This is a genomic window from Sorangium sp. So ce693 (assembly GCF_051521375.1).
GTDB classification, from domain to species: domain Bacteria; phylum Myxococcota_A; class Polyangia; order Polyangiales; family Polyangiaceae; genus Sorangium; species Sorangium atrum.
Genome location: NZ_CP150347.1, coordinates 4,999,251 through 5,017,377, shown reverse-complemented (window position 1 = coordinate 5,017,377; position 18,127 = coordinate 4,999,251). Strand labels below are relative to the sequence as shown.

The window sequence follows — 18,127 nt, the reverse complement described above, 5'->3', positions numbered from 1 at the left end:
GCCTTTCTGGGTGACCGAGATCGAGAAAGGCCTCCGGAGGGCCGAACGAGATGCCTGCAGTGCCGCATGGCCCAAAGGCGGCGCTGCCCCCTTCGCCGCCGCCTCCGCCGGTGCCTGACGTGGAGCTCTCGCCGCCCGAGCCCCCGGCACCGCCGGTGCCTGACGTGGAGCTCTCGCCGCCCGAGCCCCCGGCGCCGCCGGTGCCCGACGTGGAGCTCTCGCCGCCCGAGCCTCCGGCGCCGCCGTAGCCTCCGGAGCCAGAGGTGGAAATCTCGCCGCCGGAGCCTCCGTCTCCTCCGCCTCCGCCCCCGGAGCCGCCCTCCGCACCGGTCGTCGTTCCAGGAGCAGCTCCGCCTCCGCCGAGGTTTCCGCCCCCCGCGTCGGAGCAGCCGAGGAGAGCGACGAACGACACCGCGACAATCTGGGTGGATCTCGTGCGCATAGCGCCTTCGATGCCGCCGATCCCCTGGCCATTCATTGCCAAGGCAGCGCCAGGGGGCGTCGCAGGGCTCGAGTCTGCGCGAGCACCGATGTTCCGCCCGGCTACCCGCCGCATCACGCTACCTGTCTGTCGAGGCTCCGCACGGGCCCTGTGGCGCGCTGACGTAGGCCTGACCGAGCTCGTTGAGCTCGCCGTCGTCGCCGAGCAAGACGGCGTCGCGGGGACGGACACGCTCGATGGCGAGCGACTCACCAGCGGCGCCGACAGCGACGTGTGCCTCGTAGAGGCCGCCGACTCCGCCGCCAACTTCGAGCTTTGACGGCGTCGCCCGGCGACCGCCTCCCCATCGTCGTTGCGCCCGACGCAGTCCCCGACTCGAAATCAGAATTGCGTGATGAATTTCCACGCCTCGGGGGCGTTCCAGCTCGTCGATTGCCCGGGGTCCTTCGGCTCCCAGCCGTGCGGGCCGTCGAACACGCAGTACTTGGTGGGGTGACCTGCGGAGCAGCCCTTGTACTCGGTACACGTGTGGGGCTGGCCAGCTGCCGGGAAGGTGGTCGCCGACGGCTCCTCCATGCAGCCGTTGACCTTCGCGAATTGGGCTTGTTTGACGCGACCGCTGGTCGGCATGGGGGGGCCGCTGCTGTCACCGCTGGCTTGCGACGCGTAGTAGGCGATCGGCTTGGTCAACGTCGCCGTGCAGGAGCCCGTGAGATCTGCCCCCGAAAAGAAGGCGACGCCTCGGAACACGTCCGCGCGGGTGCAGGCGAGAGCCAACGACATCGCTCCCCCGAAGCTGAAGCCGGTGGCGAAGATCCGAGTTTTGTCGATGCAGAGATCTCCCTCGAGCTCCTCCAGGATCGCGTCCGTCAGCTCCACGTCCGACTTGCTCCAGGAACCGGCGCCGTTCGCGGCGTCCGGCGCGACGAAGATGGTGGTAGCTCCAGTGTCGAGCGTCGCCATCGTGAAGTAGTTCCGGTTCGCCACCGACATGGCGGAGGAGCCGGACTCCGCGAAGGCGAACACGAGCCGATACGGCGTGTCCTTGTCGTAATCGCTCGGCACGCGAAGGATGTACTTGCGAGAGGCGCCGCCGAACGAGATGTCGATCGTGCCGTTTTGCAGAGTCTTCGCTTTGCCGCAGCCAGCGCTCTTGACCGAGTCCGTCCCTGTCGCGCCGCCTGCGCTGCCGCCGCCTTGACCGCCACCACCGCCCGCCCCCCCCATGCCCGCGCCACTCGCGCTGCCGCCCGCGCCGCCGCTGGCACCGCTGGAATCGGAGCCACCCGCGCCCGCGGAGCCGGGCTGGCCACCGCCCGAGGTGCTGCCCGCGCTCGCGGCGTTACCACCGGCGCCCGCCTGCGCTTGGCCGCCCGCGCCTGCGACCCCCGGGTCTTCCGACGGAGGGGTGCCGCTCGACGAACAAGCAACACCCGAGAGTGAGAACAGGGCGAGGACCAGGGAGGAGCAACGGGCACTTATCATCGGTAACTCCGTGCGCGCGAAGGGCGCGACTGGGACTCGACACTAGCTCATGGCCTCGCGACCAGCAATGGATTGAGGCGCGCCGGTTCATTTATGAAGCGACAGCTCAAAATAGGCGCATCACCATACCGGCCGCGAGCGCGCAGGTAAAAGAAGCCGATCGCTGCGCGAGGAAGTGCAGCGCGGCAGAGCGAAAGGGTGGGACCGCGAGCGTCGTGATGGCTCATTGCCAAGGCAGCGCCAGGGGGCGTCGCAGGGCTCGAGTCTGCACAATCGAAGTTGTTGTGTATCCCCTCCCCTCGATCGTGGAAGCGGCGACTCCGCGCTTGCCAGCGGCTCACAAACGAACGGTGACCGCCTTCCCGTCGTACGTCACGGTGGAATCGGGCGTGGGCGTGTCCGTCGTCGAGAAGCCGACCGCCTTGCCATCGGTGACGAGCACCACCTGGAACGTGCGCTTCGCCGGCATGCCCTCCCACGCGCCCTGGCGCGCCCCGATGGTCAACGCTCGCGCCGCGTCGTCCCAGGTCAGCTGGATGAGCGAGAACGCACCGCGCTCGTAATCGGTGCTCGTCCCCTGGTCCTCGTACAGCGTGAAGGTGCCGCCAGCGCCGCCATAGACCAGCAACGTGATGGGATCGGCCGCCTGCTGATCGACGTATTCCTGGGCCGGTCCGATGGGGACGATCGAGCCCGCGCGCGCGTAGACGGGGATGGCGTCGATGGGCGCGCGTCCGGTCGAACTGGTGCGACTCCCAGGTGCCGTCCGGCCAGTACTGCCAGTCCTGCACGATCACATCGATGGGGATGTGCCGGGACCGGTACTGCTGGAGGACGTCCAGGCTCTCTTGCTGCGACTGATAGCGATCGCACGACTGCCAGAACCCGAAGGCCCACTTGGGCAAGAGCGCCGCCGGCCCCGTCAGCGTGCGGTAGCCGGCGATCACGCCGTCGAGCTCGGGGCCGTAGACGAAGGTGTAATCGATGCCGTCGCCGACCTCCGACCAGAGCGAGATGTCGCGCGACGCGGGCGGCGGCTTCCAGAGCAGGCTGGCGATGCCGACGTCGATGTCCGCGGTCCACTGCAGGTGCACGGTGACTTTCTGACCGGCGTCGAGGTGCACGCGCGCCACGTCCGTCGACGGCAGCCACCCCTGACGCCAATGGTCGATCACCCGCTGGCCATCGACGTCGAGGCGGATCGCCCCCGATGAATACGTGTAGAACAGGTAATCGCCCGCCGTCGTCGCCTGCACGGTCGTGGTGATCGACGCGCCCGAGGGATCGGTGAACGACACCGCGCCGGTCGCCTTGTCGACACGGGCCGAGAGGGCGCTGGTGGAGAGGACGGTTTCGACCGCGGTCGACGTCACCTCGACGGCGGTCTTCTCGCAGCGGCGCGGGCCCGTCGCCGGGGTGGACCGCGAGAAGAAGGCGGTGTCGCCCGTGGGGGAGAAGGCCACCCGCACGATGTTCGGCGCGCAGGCCTCGAGCCGCAGAAGCCCAGCGCCCACCGGGACGGTGACCTGCTGCTCGGCGGGCGCGCCGCCGTCGCCGGCGCCGCCTTCCCCCCCGGCGCCGCCGTCTGAACCCGCGGGACCACCGACGCCGTCGCCGCCCCCCGGCGCCCCGGCGAGGCCACCACCACCACCACCACCGCCGCCGCCGCCACTGCTGCTACTGCCACTGCTGAGGGCGCCGTCCGCGCCGTCCGTGCCGCATCCCGCAGCCCCGGCGCCGAGGAGCACGATGACCGCCGCCACCAGGCAGCGGGGGCGAACGCACCGTGCACGGCGCTCGTCACTCGAGCTGAAATGCGTAAGAAATTTCACAAATACGCGGGTTGTTTCACGTTTGGCAGCACCCAGCCAACGATGGAGCCGGTTCAGACGCTCTGACGCGCCAGCCGATCGGCGCGTCAGAGGCCCCGGGATCAAGCCCCCGCGGCCGCCCTCGTCGCCCTCCCCGGTGAGGTCGTGGGCCGAATGTGAACGTTCACAAATCGGATGTCAATTCCAAACGGCGCGCCAGCGATCAGCCACGCGCCGATGGCAGACAAGCCTCCTCCGGAGCATCGCGTCAAGAGAGGTGGGCACCGCGCACGCGTGCAGCCAGCGGCAAGCTGCACATCGGCAGCCACAACGGCTGCGGGAAATCGCCACCGACGCAGCGGCCGCGGCCTGCCCGCCGCGTCACTCTCGATTCGTCGAGGCTCCGCACGCGCGCTGCGGCGCGCTGACGTAGGCCTGACCGAGCTCGTTGAGCTCGCCGTCGTCGCCGAGCAGGCTCGCGTGCCGCACGTTGTCGGCGCGGCCCGAGAACCACGCGTACTTCGCGATCCGAGGCTCGTTCTCGAGGTACGCCAGCGCGTCGACGAGGAACTCCTTCTGCTCGGCGAGGGAGCCCGCGCTGTCGCACGCGAACTCCGTGAGCCAGAGGGGCTTGTCGAACCGTGACTTGTACGTCTCGACGTGGTTGATGAGCCACTGGGCCTGGTTGTCGCCTTCTCCCTTGCAGCCGGTGTAGATGTGGATGCCGATGTAATCGACCCGGCACCCACTGCACGCGGCGAAGAAGTCGTCCAGGTACTTGAATGGATCGGTCTCCTGGCAATCGCCGCCGCAGAAGTTCACGGCCGGCGACACGAGCGCGAGGCCGCGCGCGTCGGCCACCGCTTCGACGTGCGGCCAGAGCGCCGCGGCCTCGGCCGCGGAAAGATCGGCCTGCGCCCCGAAGTTCGGCTCGTTGAACCCGAGCAGGAACCTCGCCCCCTCGGGGATCTCGGAGGCGATGCGGCCGGCGGCGGCGCTGTCGAGGTTGCCCCCGCCCCACACCATCGGTACGTACTCGACGCCGAGCGTCTTGTAATAATCGGGCCGGACACCCTCGTCCGGCACATGGGTCCAGTTGTACCACCAGGACACCGCCGGGGAGAGGACATCCATGTCGGCCTTCGAGTGATAGCCATACGCGAGGCCGCGCTTGCAGCCCGTCGGCTGAGCGCCGCCGCTGCCGCTCGAGCTGCCCGCGCCGCTGCTGCTCGCGCTGCCCGCGCCGGCGCCGGCGCCGGCGCCGGCGCCGCTCGAGCTTGCTCCACCGCTGCCGCTCGAGCTGCCCACGCCGGCGCCGCTCGAGCTTGCTCCACCGCTGCCGCTCGAGCTGCCCACGCCGGCGCCGCTCGCGCTGCCCGCGCCGGCGCCGTTTGACCCCGACGACGCCTGTGTCTCGTCGTCGCTGCCAGAGCACGCCGGCACGCCGGCGAAGGACGCGAGCGCGGCGATGAAGACCCACCGCACCGGAAGCTGACGGAAATTGTGCATGGTGTTCCTCGTTTTCATGGGGGTCACTCCGGCAGGCGCATCGAGAGCATGGCGTCGATCGAGCCGCGCGAGAGCCCGCCCGGCAGATCGGGGAGCATCTCGGCCGCGGCGGAGGGGATCCTCTCGGGGTGAATCACCGCGACCTGGATCGTGCGCTGCGCCTCATCGAGCAGGATCATGAAGTAGCGATCGCCGATGGGCCGGCGCCACGTCGGGCAGCCGTCCGAGGCCCCGCCGGCCTCGATGACGGGCCCCTCGTCGTAGGCCTTCTGCGCGCACGCATCCACGACCTCGACGTCCTCGGCGAACTCGTCGCGATCACAGCCGCTCCCGCAGACGCTGCCGCCGATGTGCCCCTCCTGGTACGAGCGGACACCGGTGCTCATGAACTCGCGATTGCTGTACTCGTTGTTGTCCATCACGACCTCGAACACGTTGATCTCGCCGCAGCCGTCGCCGACAGTGCCCGTCTTCGAGTAGCAGTTGCAGAGCCCGTTCCACTTGCGGCCGCCGTCGCGAATGAGCTCGGACGCCACGAACGCGACCCACGGGCCGGGGTGGCCCTGCCCACCGCCGTCGCATTTCTCGACGCCCGCGTCATCGAACGTCATCGACGCCAGGAAGACGATGAGCTTCGAGCCCGCCCAGCCGAGGTGCATGATGCCCGGATCGTCGGGACAGTAGTAGTCCTTGCCGTCACCGCACGCGAAGGGCTTGTCCTGCGTGAAGTACGTGACGCAGTCCTTCTTCGTGAGGTCGCCCGTGAAGTCGGCGGACGTGGCCTGCCCTTCCGTGACGAGCAGGTTGGAGCCAACGCCGTCCTTCGCGTCCCACGACGAGATCATCTGCCAGGCGGCCGGGTCGCTGCCGGGCTGGTAGACGGCGAGCTGCTTCACGCGGATGGCCTTCATGATGAGGGTCATCTCTTCATCGAACGGGGCGAGCTTGTCGCTCGTCGCGTGGTGCTCCGTCATGCAGCAGTGCCCGCCCCAGGTGTCGTCGCCGTCCTTGTAGTCGCACGCCGGATCGCCGGGCTCGCGGTCGATGCGGCGGGGCCACCAGCCGGGCGCGCCGATGTTCGTGAACGTCATCGTCCCGCCGCGTGTCGGCGTGCTCGGCTCAGGGACGTGGGGGCCGAGACCTCCGCCGGCGCCGGTCGTGCTGGCGGACGGGCCTGCGCCGGCGCCCGTCGTGCCGGTGGACGGGCCCACGCCGGCGCCTGTCGTGCCGGTGGACGAACCTCCGCTCGCCTGGCCACCCTGGCCGCCCTGTCCTCCGGCATCGCCTCCGTCACCGCAGGCGCACGCGAGGACGACGAGGGCAGCCTGCACGAACAACGACGAGCGCTTCATGCCCGTGACTGTCTCCGGAGCGCGCGCGTTCCGTGATGGAAAACGGAGGGGTCGGCGCGGATAGGTGATCGAGAGGCCCACATGAGCGCCGTTCGGGCCCGACCTGAGCCGATCGAGCGCGGTCGAGCCATGACCCATCCCGGAGCGAGATCGCCATGACCGTCGAGGGCCCTCAAGGTCTCTGCCCTCGATCCGGCCGCTGAGCTCGGCGTTCCCCAGGTCGAGCGCGCGGAACCGACGCTGCGCCGCGCGCGCCCTGATGAGCCTCGACGCTGGCGCCCTCGACGAACTCGCGCTCCAGAACTTCGGCGCCGACGCGTTCAGACGCTCGTCGAACTCGCACGCTCGCACACAAGATTGATGAAAAAGAGATCGGCTCCAATCGCCTCTCTCATGCCGGCCCGACGGGCGGCGGAGACAGCAGAGTCGACTCCGAAACAACTCCCGCGAGAGGGGCGACCCGCTCCACCCTTCCCGGTCAATGCGGCCCGGGCGGCGAGGCCTATCGCACCGGGCTCATCCGCAACGCTCATTCGAGGACGCGCGTTCGTCGGACTTGTTACCTGCTAGAGTGCGCGCGGGAATATCGGTCTCGCGATCCACCCGGCTCGGGCAGTAGGGGGAAGCGAGGACGGAATTCTTGTGTTGTCAATTTTCTTGCTGAGCAGGAGGCCTATGAACCAGCATGTTCGATGCGCCCTTTCGGCGTTGCTTGCGGCGGTGTCGCTGAGCGTGGCAGTGCCGCTCCGGGCGGAGGTGACCATCTCGGGGGATGTATCGCCCGCAAGCCCAGCGGACCCGTGGGACCTCGGCGATAGCCTTCTGCTGGTCGGCGGCACGATACCGGGCACGCCTCGCTCGGGGAGCGTGCTCGTCTCCAACAGGGGGCGGGTGCTCAGCCCCGGCGCCATCATCGGCGGGCCTTACGAGGGCTCCGGTACGGTCGAGGTGGTCGGGTACGGATCGCGGTGGACCAACGATGGCTCTCTCGCGATCGGCGCAGGCCACTTCGCCCTGGGCTCGCTCATCGTACGGAGGGGCGCCAGGGTGATCACCGACGATCTCCTGGTCAGCGGGCCCTACTTCCACGCCTACGGCGACGTGCTCGTCGATGGATACGACGCGACCCTGACGAGCCGAACCAATGCCTACATCGGTGACCTGTGGGGCGGCAGGATCGAGATCCGAAAAGGAGCGAGCTTCTTCTCGCACAACGTCTATTTCGGTGCCAACGCCCTGCCGGACCCTTTCCGCCCGATCGAGGCGTTCGTCACAGGCTCCGCGACGAGGTGGGTGAGCACGGGGGAGTTCGTCGTCGGCGCGGGCAGGGCCGCGCAGCTGACCGTCTACCGGGGCGAGCTCTCCACCGCGAACGCGCAGGTCCTCGGCAACGAGCTCGAGAACAGCGTTGTCAACGTGAGCGGCTGGGACGGCACCTGGACGAACGCGGGGCTGCTGTCGGTGGGGGGAGACGATGGAATCGGCGGGATCGTCCTCGGAGCGCTGGGGACCCTGGCCACAGAGGAGGTCGAGATCCGCTCGCGAGGCGGCGCGGCGTACATCTACGTGACCGACGTCTATGCGTCGTGGATCAACAGCGGTGACGTCACGATCCTCGCGTCCACGGACTCGCCGGTCTATCCGGCGCTGCAGATCGACGGGGGAGGATCCGTCCGCATCGACGGCCTCCTCCGGCTCGCGCCGCTGCCCGGCGCTCCCGGCGGCCCGAGGTGGGCGGTGCGGCTCGCAGACGGCGAGCTCACCGCGGGGGAGATCGAGGTCCAGGCCGGCGACACCATCGATTTCTACCGGGGGCGCCTCGAGACCAGCAGCTTCACGGGCGATCTCGCGAACCCCGCGCTCGGCACGCTGGTCGTGGGCGAGGTGTACCCCTCGACGAGCGTCGCCGGGAGCTACAGCCAGGGCTTGTTCGCCACGTTGAGCTTGACCGTCGCCGGGCCGAGCGCCGCGCCGCTCCTGTTCGTGGACGGGGACGTGAGCATCGACGGGGCGCTGGAGATCCACGCGGATGATGAGGCCATTCCCTTCCAGGCCGGCGACACCATCGCCGTGCTCGGCTGGAGCGGCGCCCTCCTGGGGACGTTCTCCGAGGTGACGATCGATGTGCCGCTCGCCCCCGGGCTCGCCTGGGACACCTCCGCGCTGTACACGACCGGCGAGATCGTCGTCGTGCCTGGTTGATCGCGGCGTGGTTGATCGCGGTCCGAGCCCGTCGCGGGGACGACCTGCGGCGAGACGGAAATCTAGAAGCGCCCTCGGACACCGGCCGACAGGACTCCCACCGTGAACTCCGCGTCCACCCCGGGATCCCTCGGCGGTGGGGCAGCGGGAGCGGCGGAGCCAAGGCCCTTCGGCTCATCGAACGCGAAGAGCCCGAACCCCGCGGCGGCGGCCAGGAACGACACCCCGCCCGCGACGGCCGCCGCCGCGCCGAGACCGCCGCGCGCGTCGACCGCGGCGTTGTAGCGATCCCGCTCCGACGGCGTGAGCGAGTCCGCGTCCTTCCTGTCCCGCAGCTCGACCGCCTCGCTCTGGCTCGCGAGGGCGAGGCCCCCGAGCACGCCGGTCGCGACGGCGCCCGCCGCGCCGACGCCGAGCGCCGTCCACGCGGCGACGCGGCGGGAGGTCATGCGGAGATCGGCGTCGAGCGCCACCGCCTGCTCGCGCGTCACGCGGAGCTCCCGCCGGAAGAGCTCGTATCCAGGCAGCGAGACCTCGACGACATGAACCCCCGGCTCGATCGCGATCGCTCCGGTCGTCGGCGCCGTCCCCCTCACCTGCCCGTCCACCGCGATGCGCGCGCCGCCCGTGCCGGTCACCCGCAGCTGCGCCGGCTTCACGCGCAGCACGACGTGCCGCGGCATCAGCTCGCCGGCCACCGCGACGACCGTGAGCTCTTCGTCGTAGTGCCCCGTCGCCTGCACCCGCACGCGGTGCGGGCCAGGAGCGACAGGCGCCACGAGCGGCGCCGCGACGAACGGCTGGCCGTCCACCGACACCCGCGCCCCCTCGGCCGGTGACGACAGCAAGAGCCGCGTCCCGCCCGCGGCCGGCCTCGCGGCGGTCGCGGGGCCGCCGCCCTCTGCCGTCGAGCCCTCGCCGCCCGCAGGCGCCGCGCCCTCGCCGGCGATCCGCGCCTCCAGCGGCACGAGCGACCCGAGGGCGGTCACCGCCTCCTCGCGGCGCGTCGCCTTCGGATCCTGGCGCAGGTACTCGCGGTAGAGGGCGATCGCGCGGCGCAGCGCGTCCGGCGACGGCTCCGTGAGGTACTGCCGCCGGCAGGCCTGCGCCGCCGAGAACAGGAGCGACGGGCTCGGCACGCGCTCGTGAGCCTCCAGGAACGCCTCCGCGGCGACCTGGTACTGGCCCGCCTCGTACGCCTGCGCGCCGGCGTTGAAGTAGTTCTCCGCCTGCGCGACCTGCTCGGGCGTCGGGCGCGCGTCCGCCTGGGCCGCGGCGGGCGCTAGGGCGAGGGTCAGCGAGGCCCAGAGGAGCAACCGACGGAAGGGGCGAGCCGCCACCCTCATTGCAGCACCGGCTTGCCGCGGAACACCTTCAGGAACGCGGAGCTCATCGCCACCGCGAGATCGTCGACGCCATCCCCGTCGACGTCGCCCGCGACCAGCGCGACGAAATCGCTGCCGGCCTCCGGCGGAGGGCCGGGAAAGGTGGTCTCGAGGCGGCGAAGCGCCCGCGCGCCGGCGTCGAGGTCGTAGAGCTCGAGCCGCCCGGGGCCGGCCACGGCGACCTCGAGCGCGACGTCGGCGTCGGCGTTGAGCAGCGCCACGGCGAGGCCCGCGCAGCCCCGGTCGCCCTCGCAGGGCTCCGGCGCGACGAGCGCCGTCTCGTCGAAGCCCCCGCCGGCGCGGCCCCAGAGCGCGACGATCTCGCCGCTGTCCGCGCGCGCGAGGAGATCTTGCTGCCCGTCGCCGTCCAGATCCGCGACGAGGGGGCGCGGCGCGTACTTCGGCGGGTTCACGTCCTCGACGATGGCCTTGAACACGTGCGCCGTCTCCTGCCGGGCCGTCTCGACGAGCTTCTCGCCGTCGGCCGCGTAGATCGCGAGCTCGCCGTCGTTCAGCCACACGAGCTCGTCGCGGCGGTCGCCGTCGGTGTCGATCGGCGCGAGCACGCACGCGTCGCACGGCGGCGCTCCCTCGCCGGGACGGCCGGACGCCTCGGCGCGCAGGTTGTCTCCCTCCGGCGAGACGGAGATCAGCCAGAGCTGCGTGCCTTCGGGCACGGGCCCCGGCCCGCCCTCCACGGCGAGCTCCGTGATCGCGGCAAGCCGCTGCTGGGGTTCGCCGTCGGCCCCGGCCGCGAACATGCCGCCCGCGACAGCGAGGAGCCTCACGGGCAGGATGGAGCTCGACGCGCCGCTACCAGGCGGCATGCCAGGACCAGGCGGCATGCCTCCCGGCGCTCCGGGAGGCGCGGCGAAGTAGAACGGCGCGCGGATGAGGCGATCGCGGCCCCCCTCGATGAGCGCGAGCCCGGAGCCGGAGCCCACCGGCGCGTCGGGCGGCCGCGGGAGGCCGCGCAGCGCGAAGAGCTGCACGCCCGTGGCCTCCTGGAGCACGCGGCCCGCGACGAGGCCGCTGGCGAGATCGAGGCGGCCGTGCCCGGCCGGCGCGGAGGGCGCGGCGAAGGCGTTGCCGTAGGCGATGTCGAGCCGCGTGGAGGGCTGCGGAGACGACGGCCGCGCCTGCTGATCGAAGTAGGCGATGTCGTTCACCCGATCGCCGTCGAAGTCGCCGACGGCGACATAGTGAGGCGGGCACTGCGTCGCGACGCGCTGCGTGTAGAACGTGCCGTCCGAGGCGCCGGTGTAGATCGTGATGTCGGGCAGCTGCGTCTCGGTGGCGACGATATCGAGGTGGCCGTCGGCGTTCACGTCGGCGGCGATCGCCTCGCACCCTCCTCCGATGGAGCCGCAGACCGGCGACTGGAACGGCGCGCCGGGGCGGCAGTCGAGCGGCACGAGCTCTGGCCCGGGGCGGTCTGCATCGAAGTCGCCGGCGACGAAGATCCGGTCCGGATCGGCGAGCGCGGCCTCGAGCTCCGCGTCGCCGAGCGAGAGCGCGCCCGTGCGCTGGTCGGGCGAGCCGGAGGACGGGAGGCTCGGGGTCGAATGGAAGCGCCCGTCGCCGAGGCCGTACGCGACGTGGATCTCGCCGAGATCGCCGTGGATGGCGTTCACGACGATGTCGAGGAAGCCGTCGCCGTTCTGATCGTGCACGGCGAGCGACGCGTTGACGTCCCGGATCCTCGCGCCGCCGCCGAGCTGCACCTCGGGCAGCGCCGCGAGCGCGTTCGAGCCCGCGGGGCCGCACACGGCGTAGATGCGGATCCGATCGTCGCCCCGCTTCGCCACGATCGCCTCGTCGCACGGCTCGGCGTCCGCGGCGGCGTCCCCGTCCAGATCGGCGGCGACAGCGGCCGCGATGTCGCCGGGGGCCACGACGTCGCCGTCGAGCGTCTGCGGCGTCGCGGCCGGGTCCGGCATGACGGCGATACGGCCGGGGCCGGCGCTCGCCGGCGGCTCGCCGCCCGTACCGCCGCCGTTCGCGCCACCGGTCGCGGCGGCTGCTCCGAGGAAGATCAGCGCGGCGTCGCGGCCGCGCAGCCGCGCCGACAGGAGGCGCGCGGCCTCGCTGTCGAGGCGCGTGGTCGCGTAGAGCGTGGGCGCCATGGCCGCGCTCTCGGAGGCGGAGAACACGAAGAGGCCGTTCGCGGCGCCCCCCTGCGCGGCGACCACGTCCCCGCGCCCTGCGACGATGAGCTCGAGCTGACCGTCGCTCGTGAGATCGCGCAGGATCGGGGCGGGTGACGTCTCCTCGCTCGACGCCGCCCGGGCGATCGGCAGCGCCTGCTCCGCCTGCGCGCACAGGCCAGGGGCCTGGCTCGGGAGCGCCGTAATCGTGGTGCTCTCTAGCGTCGTGTGCACGAGCTCGTCGCAGCCGTCGGCGTTGATATCGCCGGCCGAGAGCTCCATCGCCGTGACCATGGTGCGCGCCGAGAGCTCCTCGAACACGCCCGTGGGCCGCCGGCAGACGCCGTCCGCGCCGCACCCGTAGCCGCCGGGGCACACGAACCCTTCGGCGCCCCCGCAGAGGTAGCGGCACTGGTGCGCGCTCCCGGGAGCGCCGCAGCCTTCCTGCCCGTCGCAGGCCTCGTCAGGCGCCTCGACGACGCGGTTGCCGCAGACGTCCTCCTCGAGCAGCGAGAGGTTCGCGCAACCGGCCGCCGCGATCGCCAGGACGACCGACGCTCCGTGAGATGCCTTCATGGTCAGGGGGCTCCGCGGAAGCTGCCGAACGCCGGCTTCTCCAGATCGGTGTGGACCTTGCGCGGGTGGCTCGCCCGGACGCCCGACGGCGCCGTGGTCGACGCCGCGCTGGCCGCCCCGGCGGCCGGTGCGGGCGGCGCCGATCCATCCGCGGCTGCGCCCGGAGCCGCCTGGAGACCGGACGCGGCGCCTGCGACGGGCGGCGCGCCCGAAGGATCCGCGGCGCCGGACGGCGCGCCGGTGGCGCCCACGCCGGCCAGCGGCGCGCCGAGGGGGCCCACGGCGCTGGACGGCGCGCCCGTGACGTCGGCGGCGCCGGGCGGCGCGCCCGTGGCCGCTGTCGGGGCGGCATCGCGGGTCGAGGCACCTTCGCCGCCGGGGCGGAGCCACGCGATCGCCACGGCCATGGCGCCGCCAAGGAGCAGCACCGCGAGCACCCCGGCGCGGCGGGCACGGGTCCTCGGCGCCTGGACGGCTTCGGGGAGCGGTGCGAACGCCGCCGTCCGGGCGGGCTCGGCGAGCGGGGCGAGCGCCACCGTCCGGCCGACATCGACAGGCGCCACCGAGCCCGGCGGCATGGGCTGCGTCCGCCCCGCCGCGACGGCCCCGCTCCCGCCAGGGCTGCGCAGCGTGCCGGAGGAGCCGCCGTTCCCGGAGGCGCCGCCTCCGGCAGCGCCGCTGCCCTCCTCCGGATCGAGCGCGTCGACCACGGCGGTCGCCGCCTCGGAGCTGACGTCCTGCGACCCGACGGACACCACGCGCGCGCTGCTCCGGGGCCGCGAGGCGCCCGCGCCGTCGAGCCCCTCGAGGCCGAGCTTGCGCACCTGCTCGACGAACGCCTGGACCGCTGCGCCCGCCGACGGCGGGCGATCCTCGGCGCGCTTCGCAAGCATCGCCGTCACCGGGGCGTCGAGCTCGGGCGGGAGATCCGCGCAGGCCTCCGACGCCCGCGGCGGCTCCTGGAGGAGGTGCATCATCATCACGTCCATCATCGACTCGCCCTGGAAGACGAGCGCCCCCGTGAGCACCTCGTGGGCGATCACGCCGAGGGCGTAGATGTCCGAGCGATGGTCGACGCCCTTGCCGCGGACCTGCTCGGGCGACATGTACGCGGGCGTTCCGATGGCGACCCCCGTGGCCGTCTTGTGGGCGAGCGCCTCGTCCGCGAGCTTCGCCACGCCGAAATCGAGCAGCTTGGGGAAGTAGCGACCGCCCTTCTCGATCGCCACGAAGATGTTCTCGGGCTTCAGATCGCGGTGCGTGATCCCCGCCGCGTGCGCGGCGTCGAGCGCGTCGGCGATGCCCTCGAGGATGGAGACGGCGCGGCCCGGGGAGAGGCGCCCCTCGCGCCGGATCAGCGCGCCGAGCGTGAGCCCGTCGAGCAGCTCCATGACGAAGTAGTGCCGCCCGTCGACGACGCCGAAGGAGAAGATGTCGATGATGTTGCGGTGCCGGATGCGGTTCACCGCGCGCGCCTCGCCGACGAAGCGCGAGACGACGGTCGGGTCGGACGCGAACCGCCGGTTCAGCACCTTGATCGCGACCCGCTTGCCGATGAGGGGCTGCTCTCCCGCGTAGACGTCGCCGAACGTCCCTGCGCCGAGCATCCGCTCGACGCGGTACTCGCCGAGCATCGCGCCCGGCGGGAGCTGCGCGTCCTCGTCGGAGAAGGCCCCGTCCGGCAGCAGCGCGTCCCCGTGCTCCGGGCAGGTCGCGACATCCTCCGGATAGACCGAGCGACACGCGGGGCAGGTGGCCATCGACCGTCACGCCAGTCTAGGCGCCATCGCCAGCCATGAACAGCGCGGCGAGCGGGAGGAAGCGCGCCGCGCCGCAGGGTTTCCCGATGCAGCGTGGCCTGAGCGCATCCCCGCGGCGAGCTGCCCTACCGCGGCCCCGCGATCCGCCGCATGTCGTCGAGCGCCGGCACGGGCTCGTCCGCGATGGCCCACGCCTCGATCACCTGCCTCGCCAGCGCGCGCGCCTCGTCCACCTTGCCTCGTCGCGCGGCCCGGCGCGCGGCGCGCACCGTGGCGAGGCTCGCGCCGCCGAGGTGGCGCTCGCCCCCCGGAACGGCCTTCTCCAGCCGCTCGACGAGCTCCACCTCGCCCGTCCGCTCGAACACCGCGGCCATGGCGTCGGCCATCACCGCCGCGAACGGCCCCGGGTCCCGCAGCAGCGGCCGCCACGCCCTCGCCGCCCCGGCGTGGTCCGCCCGCGCGACCCGCTCGGCGCCGTCGATGAACGCGTCGGTGCCCGGCAGGATGCCCCCCGAGAGCCTCGGCCGCAGCGCGCGGAGCCGCGCGAAGCACCGCCGCGACGCCGCCGCCGTGGCGTGGGCGCAGAGGGCCGCGACCCGCAGCGGGACGTCGATGTGGTGGGCGCCGTCGAGCGGCGTCGGCTCCGGATCGAGGAAGCGCTCCACGGCGCGATCGGCCACCTCGCCGGCCCGGCCCAGGATCAGGCCGATCTCCAGCGCGCGCCACGCGATCTCGAGCCGCTGGACGCGCACCCATCCGGCGTCCTCGGCGGAGGGGATCATCGCCCGCGTCGCCCGCGCGAGCGCGGCGCCGAAGCGGGCCTCGCTCGCCTCGACCCGGAGGAGCAGGAGCTCGCTCTCGACCCGCTGGCTCGGGTATCCGCCCGCGGCGAGCGCGAGCGCGATGCCGCGCGCCTCGCTGCGCGCTCCGATCGCGAGCAGACGGCCGGCGAGGACGTCGGCCACGTAGGCGTCGAGCGGCGACAGCGCGTGAGCGCGCCGGGCGAACGCGAGCGCCCGCCCGGCGTCGTCGGGCAGAGGCTCCTCGAGCAGCCATGCATAGCCGTCCCAGGGCGCCCACGCCTGCATCGCGCGCAGCGCGCTCTCCGCGCTCGCGGTGCCCCGCGTGACGGTGGCGAGCTGCACCCAGGGCGCGCAGAACTCTCCGGTCGGGTTCTTCGGCTCGATCTGCACCGAGAGGAGCGAGAGCTCGGCGGCGCGGCCCGCATCGAACGGCTGGAGCAGGCACGACGCGGTCGAGGCCAGCGTCGACCGCCCCCACGACGACGGCTCCTGCTCGAACCGCCGCACGAGCTCCGCGGCGAGCGCCGGGTCGTCCACGCGATGGGCGAGCTGGTCGATGCGCGCCCGCGCCGCGAACGCGCCGGGCGAGGTCGCCTCGGCCGGCGGGAGCGCGATCGCGGGCGCGGGCAGGCCGAGGACGAAGGCGCACCGGTAGCGCTCTCCCGGCCCCATCTCCGCGAGCGCGCCGCCCTGCGCCTCGACCCGGGCGCACTCCTCGGCGAGCCCTCCGGCGTTGTGCACCATCGCCATCGAGAGATCGAGCAGGGCGAGGGCCCCGTCGACGTCCCCGGCCCGCGAGAACTCGGCGACCACGGGGTCGAGGCGCGCCGCCCTGGGCAGGTGCCCTGCCTGCACCATCGGGGTCATGGCCTCGCGGACCGCCTCGAACAGGGCCCGTCCGGCGCCCTGCGCGCGGGTGATCTCCGCGCCGTCCGGTCCGTGCAGCCGCAGGGCGACCCGGAAGGCCGCGCCGTCGCAGACGACCTCGCCGTCGATGTGCGCCGCGGCGCGGCGGCGCGCTGCCTCCACCGAGCGCGCGCGGGCCTCCGGCGCCGCGTAGGGATCGACAGGGAACCGATCCACGGGCGGGTGCGGGAGCGAGAGCAGCTCGGCCGGCACCAGGGTGCGCGCCGGGCTGCCGCCGAGGAGGATCCGCGCTCGCTCGCACACGGTCGCCGCCGCGGCGGCGCCGAGCCAGCCCGAGGGTGCGTCGACGCCCGCGGCATCGAGTACTGGGCAAGCGAGCACCGCGTCCGGCGCGTCGAGCGGCGAGCGCGGCGTGGTCCGGGGTGACGCCGCCTCCGGTGGTGCCCCGGGCGGCGCCTCGAGCGCCGCAGCGAGCGCGAAGGCGCCCAGGGCCGCGGCGGCGCCGCCGAGCCCGATCTGCCAGCGCGCCCGCCCGCGAGGCCTAGGCAGCGTGGCAGGGACGGCTCCCGGAGCGATCGGGACGGCTCCGGGTGCGATCGGGACGGCTCCGGGCGCGATCGGGATGGCTCCGGGTGCGATCGGGATGGCTCCGGGTGCGATCGGGATGGCTCCGGGTGCGATCGGGATGGCTCCGGGTGCGATCGGGATGGCTCCGGGCGCGACGGAGACGGTCCTGGTCGCGCCGTCGCGCCCCGCCATCGCGCCCTCGCCCTCCCCGATGGTCCTGGTCCCGCCCTCGCGCTCCTCGAGGGTCCTGGTCCTGCCATCGTCTCCCGCGTCAGCCACCGGCGCGCGCTCGCGCCCTTCGGCTGACGCCTGCGGGGCGGACCAGATCGCTTCGAGCGGAAGCGCCGCGCCGGGTTCGCCCAGCGCTCCGGCCAGCGCCTCCACCGCAGCGACCGCGCTCGCGAACCGCGCGGCAGGATCGGCCGCCGTCGCTCGCGCGAACCACGCATCGATCCCGGGCGGCAGCGAGACGCCCCGGCGCGCGGCGCGGGCCGTCGCTGGCTCCACGGGGCCGGAAGACGCGGCCAGCGCGAAGGCGATCGGGTCCTGGCTGCGCGCCGCCTCGTCCTGCCAGTAAGCGCTCCCGACGAGCAGCGTGAAGGCGATCATCCCCAGCGCATGGATGTCGGCGGCCGGCGTGAGCTTCCCGCCGCGGAGCTGCTCCGGCGCCATGTAGACCGGCGTGCCCGCCGCCGCCGTCGACTCGAGGCCGGCGCCGGCGTCGAGGACCTTGGCGACGCCGAGATCGAGGATCTTGAGGCGGGGCGCCTCGCGCTCGCGCCGCTCCAGGAAGAGGTTGCTGGGCTTCAGGTCGCGATGGACGATCCCGAGGCGGTGCATCTTGTCGAGCCCGAGCGCCGCCTGCCCGAGCCAGCGGAGCGCGTCGGCGGGCGAGCAGCGCCCCTTGCGCGCGAGCCGCTGGGCCAGCGTCTCGCCCTCCAGGAGCTCCATCACGAGGAAGGGCGTCGACGTCGCCCTGTCGACCCCCGCGTCGACGACGTCGACGAGGAACGGGCTGTCGACCCGGCCCGCGACCCGCGCCTCCAGCGCGAACCGCCGCCGGAGATCGGCGCGCTCGATCGTGTGCGCGTGCATCACCTTGAGCGCGCGCCGGCGGTCGGTCTCGATGTCGACGGCCTCGTACACGGCGCCCATCGCGCCCGCGCCGAGGCGCCGCACGACGCGGTAGCGATCGGCGATGAGCGTCCCTCGGACCAAAGC

The 18,127-nt window shown here is 72.8% G+C and carries 11 protein-coding genes and 1 pseudogene; 3 read left to right on the top strand and 9 right to left on the bottom strand.

Annotated elements, in window-relative coordinates; genetic code table 11:
- Positions 1-59: 59 nt before the first annotated feature.
- Both WMF14_RS18750 and WMF14_RS18745 read left to right on the top strand, forming a co-directional pair.
- Positions 60-248: a hypothetical protein gene (locus WMF14_RS18750; protein WP_437802713.1), complete on the top strand. Its 189-nt coding sequence runs from the start codon at positions 60-62 to the stop codon at positions 246-248.
- A 282-nt stretch (positions 249-530) separates the two neighbouring features.
- Positions 531-761: a hypothetical protein gene (locus WMF14_RS18745; protein ID WP_437802711.1), complete on the top strand. Its 231-nt coding sequence runs from the start codon at positions 531-533 to the stop codon at positions 759-761.
- A 62-nt stretch (positions 762-823) separates the two neighbouring features.
- Here the strand turns inward: WMF14_RS18745 and WMF14_RS18740 are convergent, their stop codons facing one another.
- From WMF14_RS18740 to WMF14_RS18720, 5 genes and pseudogenes are all read right to left on the bottom strand, one after another.
- Positions 824-1,927 (bottom strand): alpha/beta hydrolase family esterase, encoded by a 1,104-nt coding sequence (locus tag WMF14_RS18740; RefSeq protein ID WP_437802709.1) that lies wholly within the window; start codon positions 1,925-1,927, stop codon positions 824-826.
- 337 nt (positions 1,928-2,264) lie between these two features.
- Complete coding sequence (locus WMF14_RS18735) at positions 2,265-2,555, bottom strand: DUF5110 domain-containing protein (RefSeq protein WP_437804235.1); 291 nt, start codon at positions 2,553-2,555, stop codon at positions 2,265-2,267.
- Between the two features lie 106 nt (positions 2,556-2,661).
- Positions 2,662-3,225: pseudogene (locus tag WMF14_RS18730) on the bottom strand (TIM-barrel domain-containing protein); the annotation flags it as partial.
- A gap of 894 nt (positions 3,226-4,119) precedes the next feature.
- On the bottom strand, positions 4,120-5,247 hold the full coding sequence (locus WMF14_RS18725) for a glycoside hydrolase family protein (RefSeq protein WP_437802707.1): 1,128 nt from the start codon (positions 5,245-5,247) through the stop codon (positions 4,120-4,122).
- A 23-nt stretch (positions 5,248-5,270) separates the two neighbouring features.
- A complete protein-coding gene (locus WMF14_RS18720) occupies positions 5,271-6,599 on the bottom strand; it encodes a DUF2403 domain-containing lipoprotein (RefSeq protein WP_437802705.1) in 1,329 nt (442 codons plus the stop codon).
- A gap of 675 nt (positions 6,600-7,274) precedes the next feature.
- Here WMF14_RS18720 and WMF14_RS18715 point away from each other — a divergent pair.
- A complete protein-coding gene (locus tag WMF14_RS18715) occupies positions 7,275-8,801 on the top strand; it encodes a hypothetical protein (RefSeq protein WP_437802703.1) in 1,527 nt (508 codons plus the stop codon).
- A gap of 62 nt (positions 8,802-8,863) precedes the next feature.
- Here WMF14_RS18715 and WMF14_RS18710 read toward each other — a convergent pair whose 3' ends face one another.
- The 4 genes from WMF14_RS18710 to WMF14_RS18695 form a co-directional block, all read right to left on the bottom strand.
- The gene (locus tag WMF14_RS18710; protein WP_437802701.1) at positions 8,864-10,147 is read right to left on the bottom strand and encodes a PEGA domain-containing protein; all 1,284 of its coding nucleotides are present in this window, start codon (positions 10,145-10,147) and stop codon (positions 8,864-8,866) included.
- Positions 10,144-12,909 (bottom strand): FG-GAP repeat domain-containing protein, encoded by a 2,766-nt coding sequence (locus WMF14_RS18705; RefSeq protein WP_437802699.1) that lies wholly within the window; start codon positions 12,907-12,909, stop codon positions 10,144-10,146. The genes WMF14_RS18710 and WMF14_RS18705 overlap by 4 nt, the downstream gene beginning before the upstream one ends.
- A 2-nt stretch (positions 12,910-12,911) precedes the next feature.
- Complete coding sequence (locus tag WMF14_RS18700; protein ID WP_437802697.1) at positions 12,912-14,669, bottom strand: serine/threonine-protein kinase; 1,758 nt, start codon at positions 14,667-14,669, stop codon at positions 12,912-12,914.
- A 125-nt stretch (positions 14,670-14,794) separates the two neighbouring features.
- Entirely contained in the window at positions 14,795-18,124 is a 3,330-nt protein-coding gene (locus WMF14_RS18695) for a protein kinase domain-containing protein (RefSeq protein WP_437802695.1), read from the bottom strand.
- Positions 18,125-18,127: the final 3 nt, after the last annotated feature.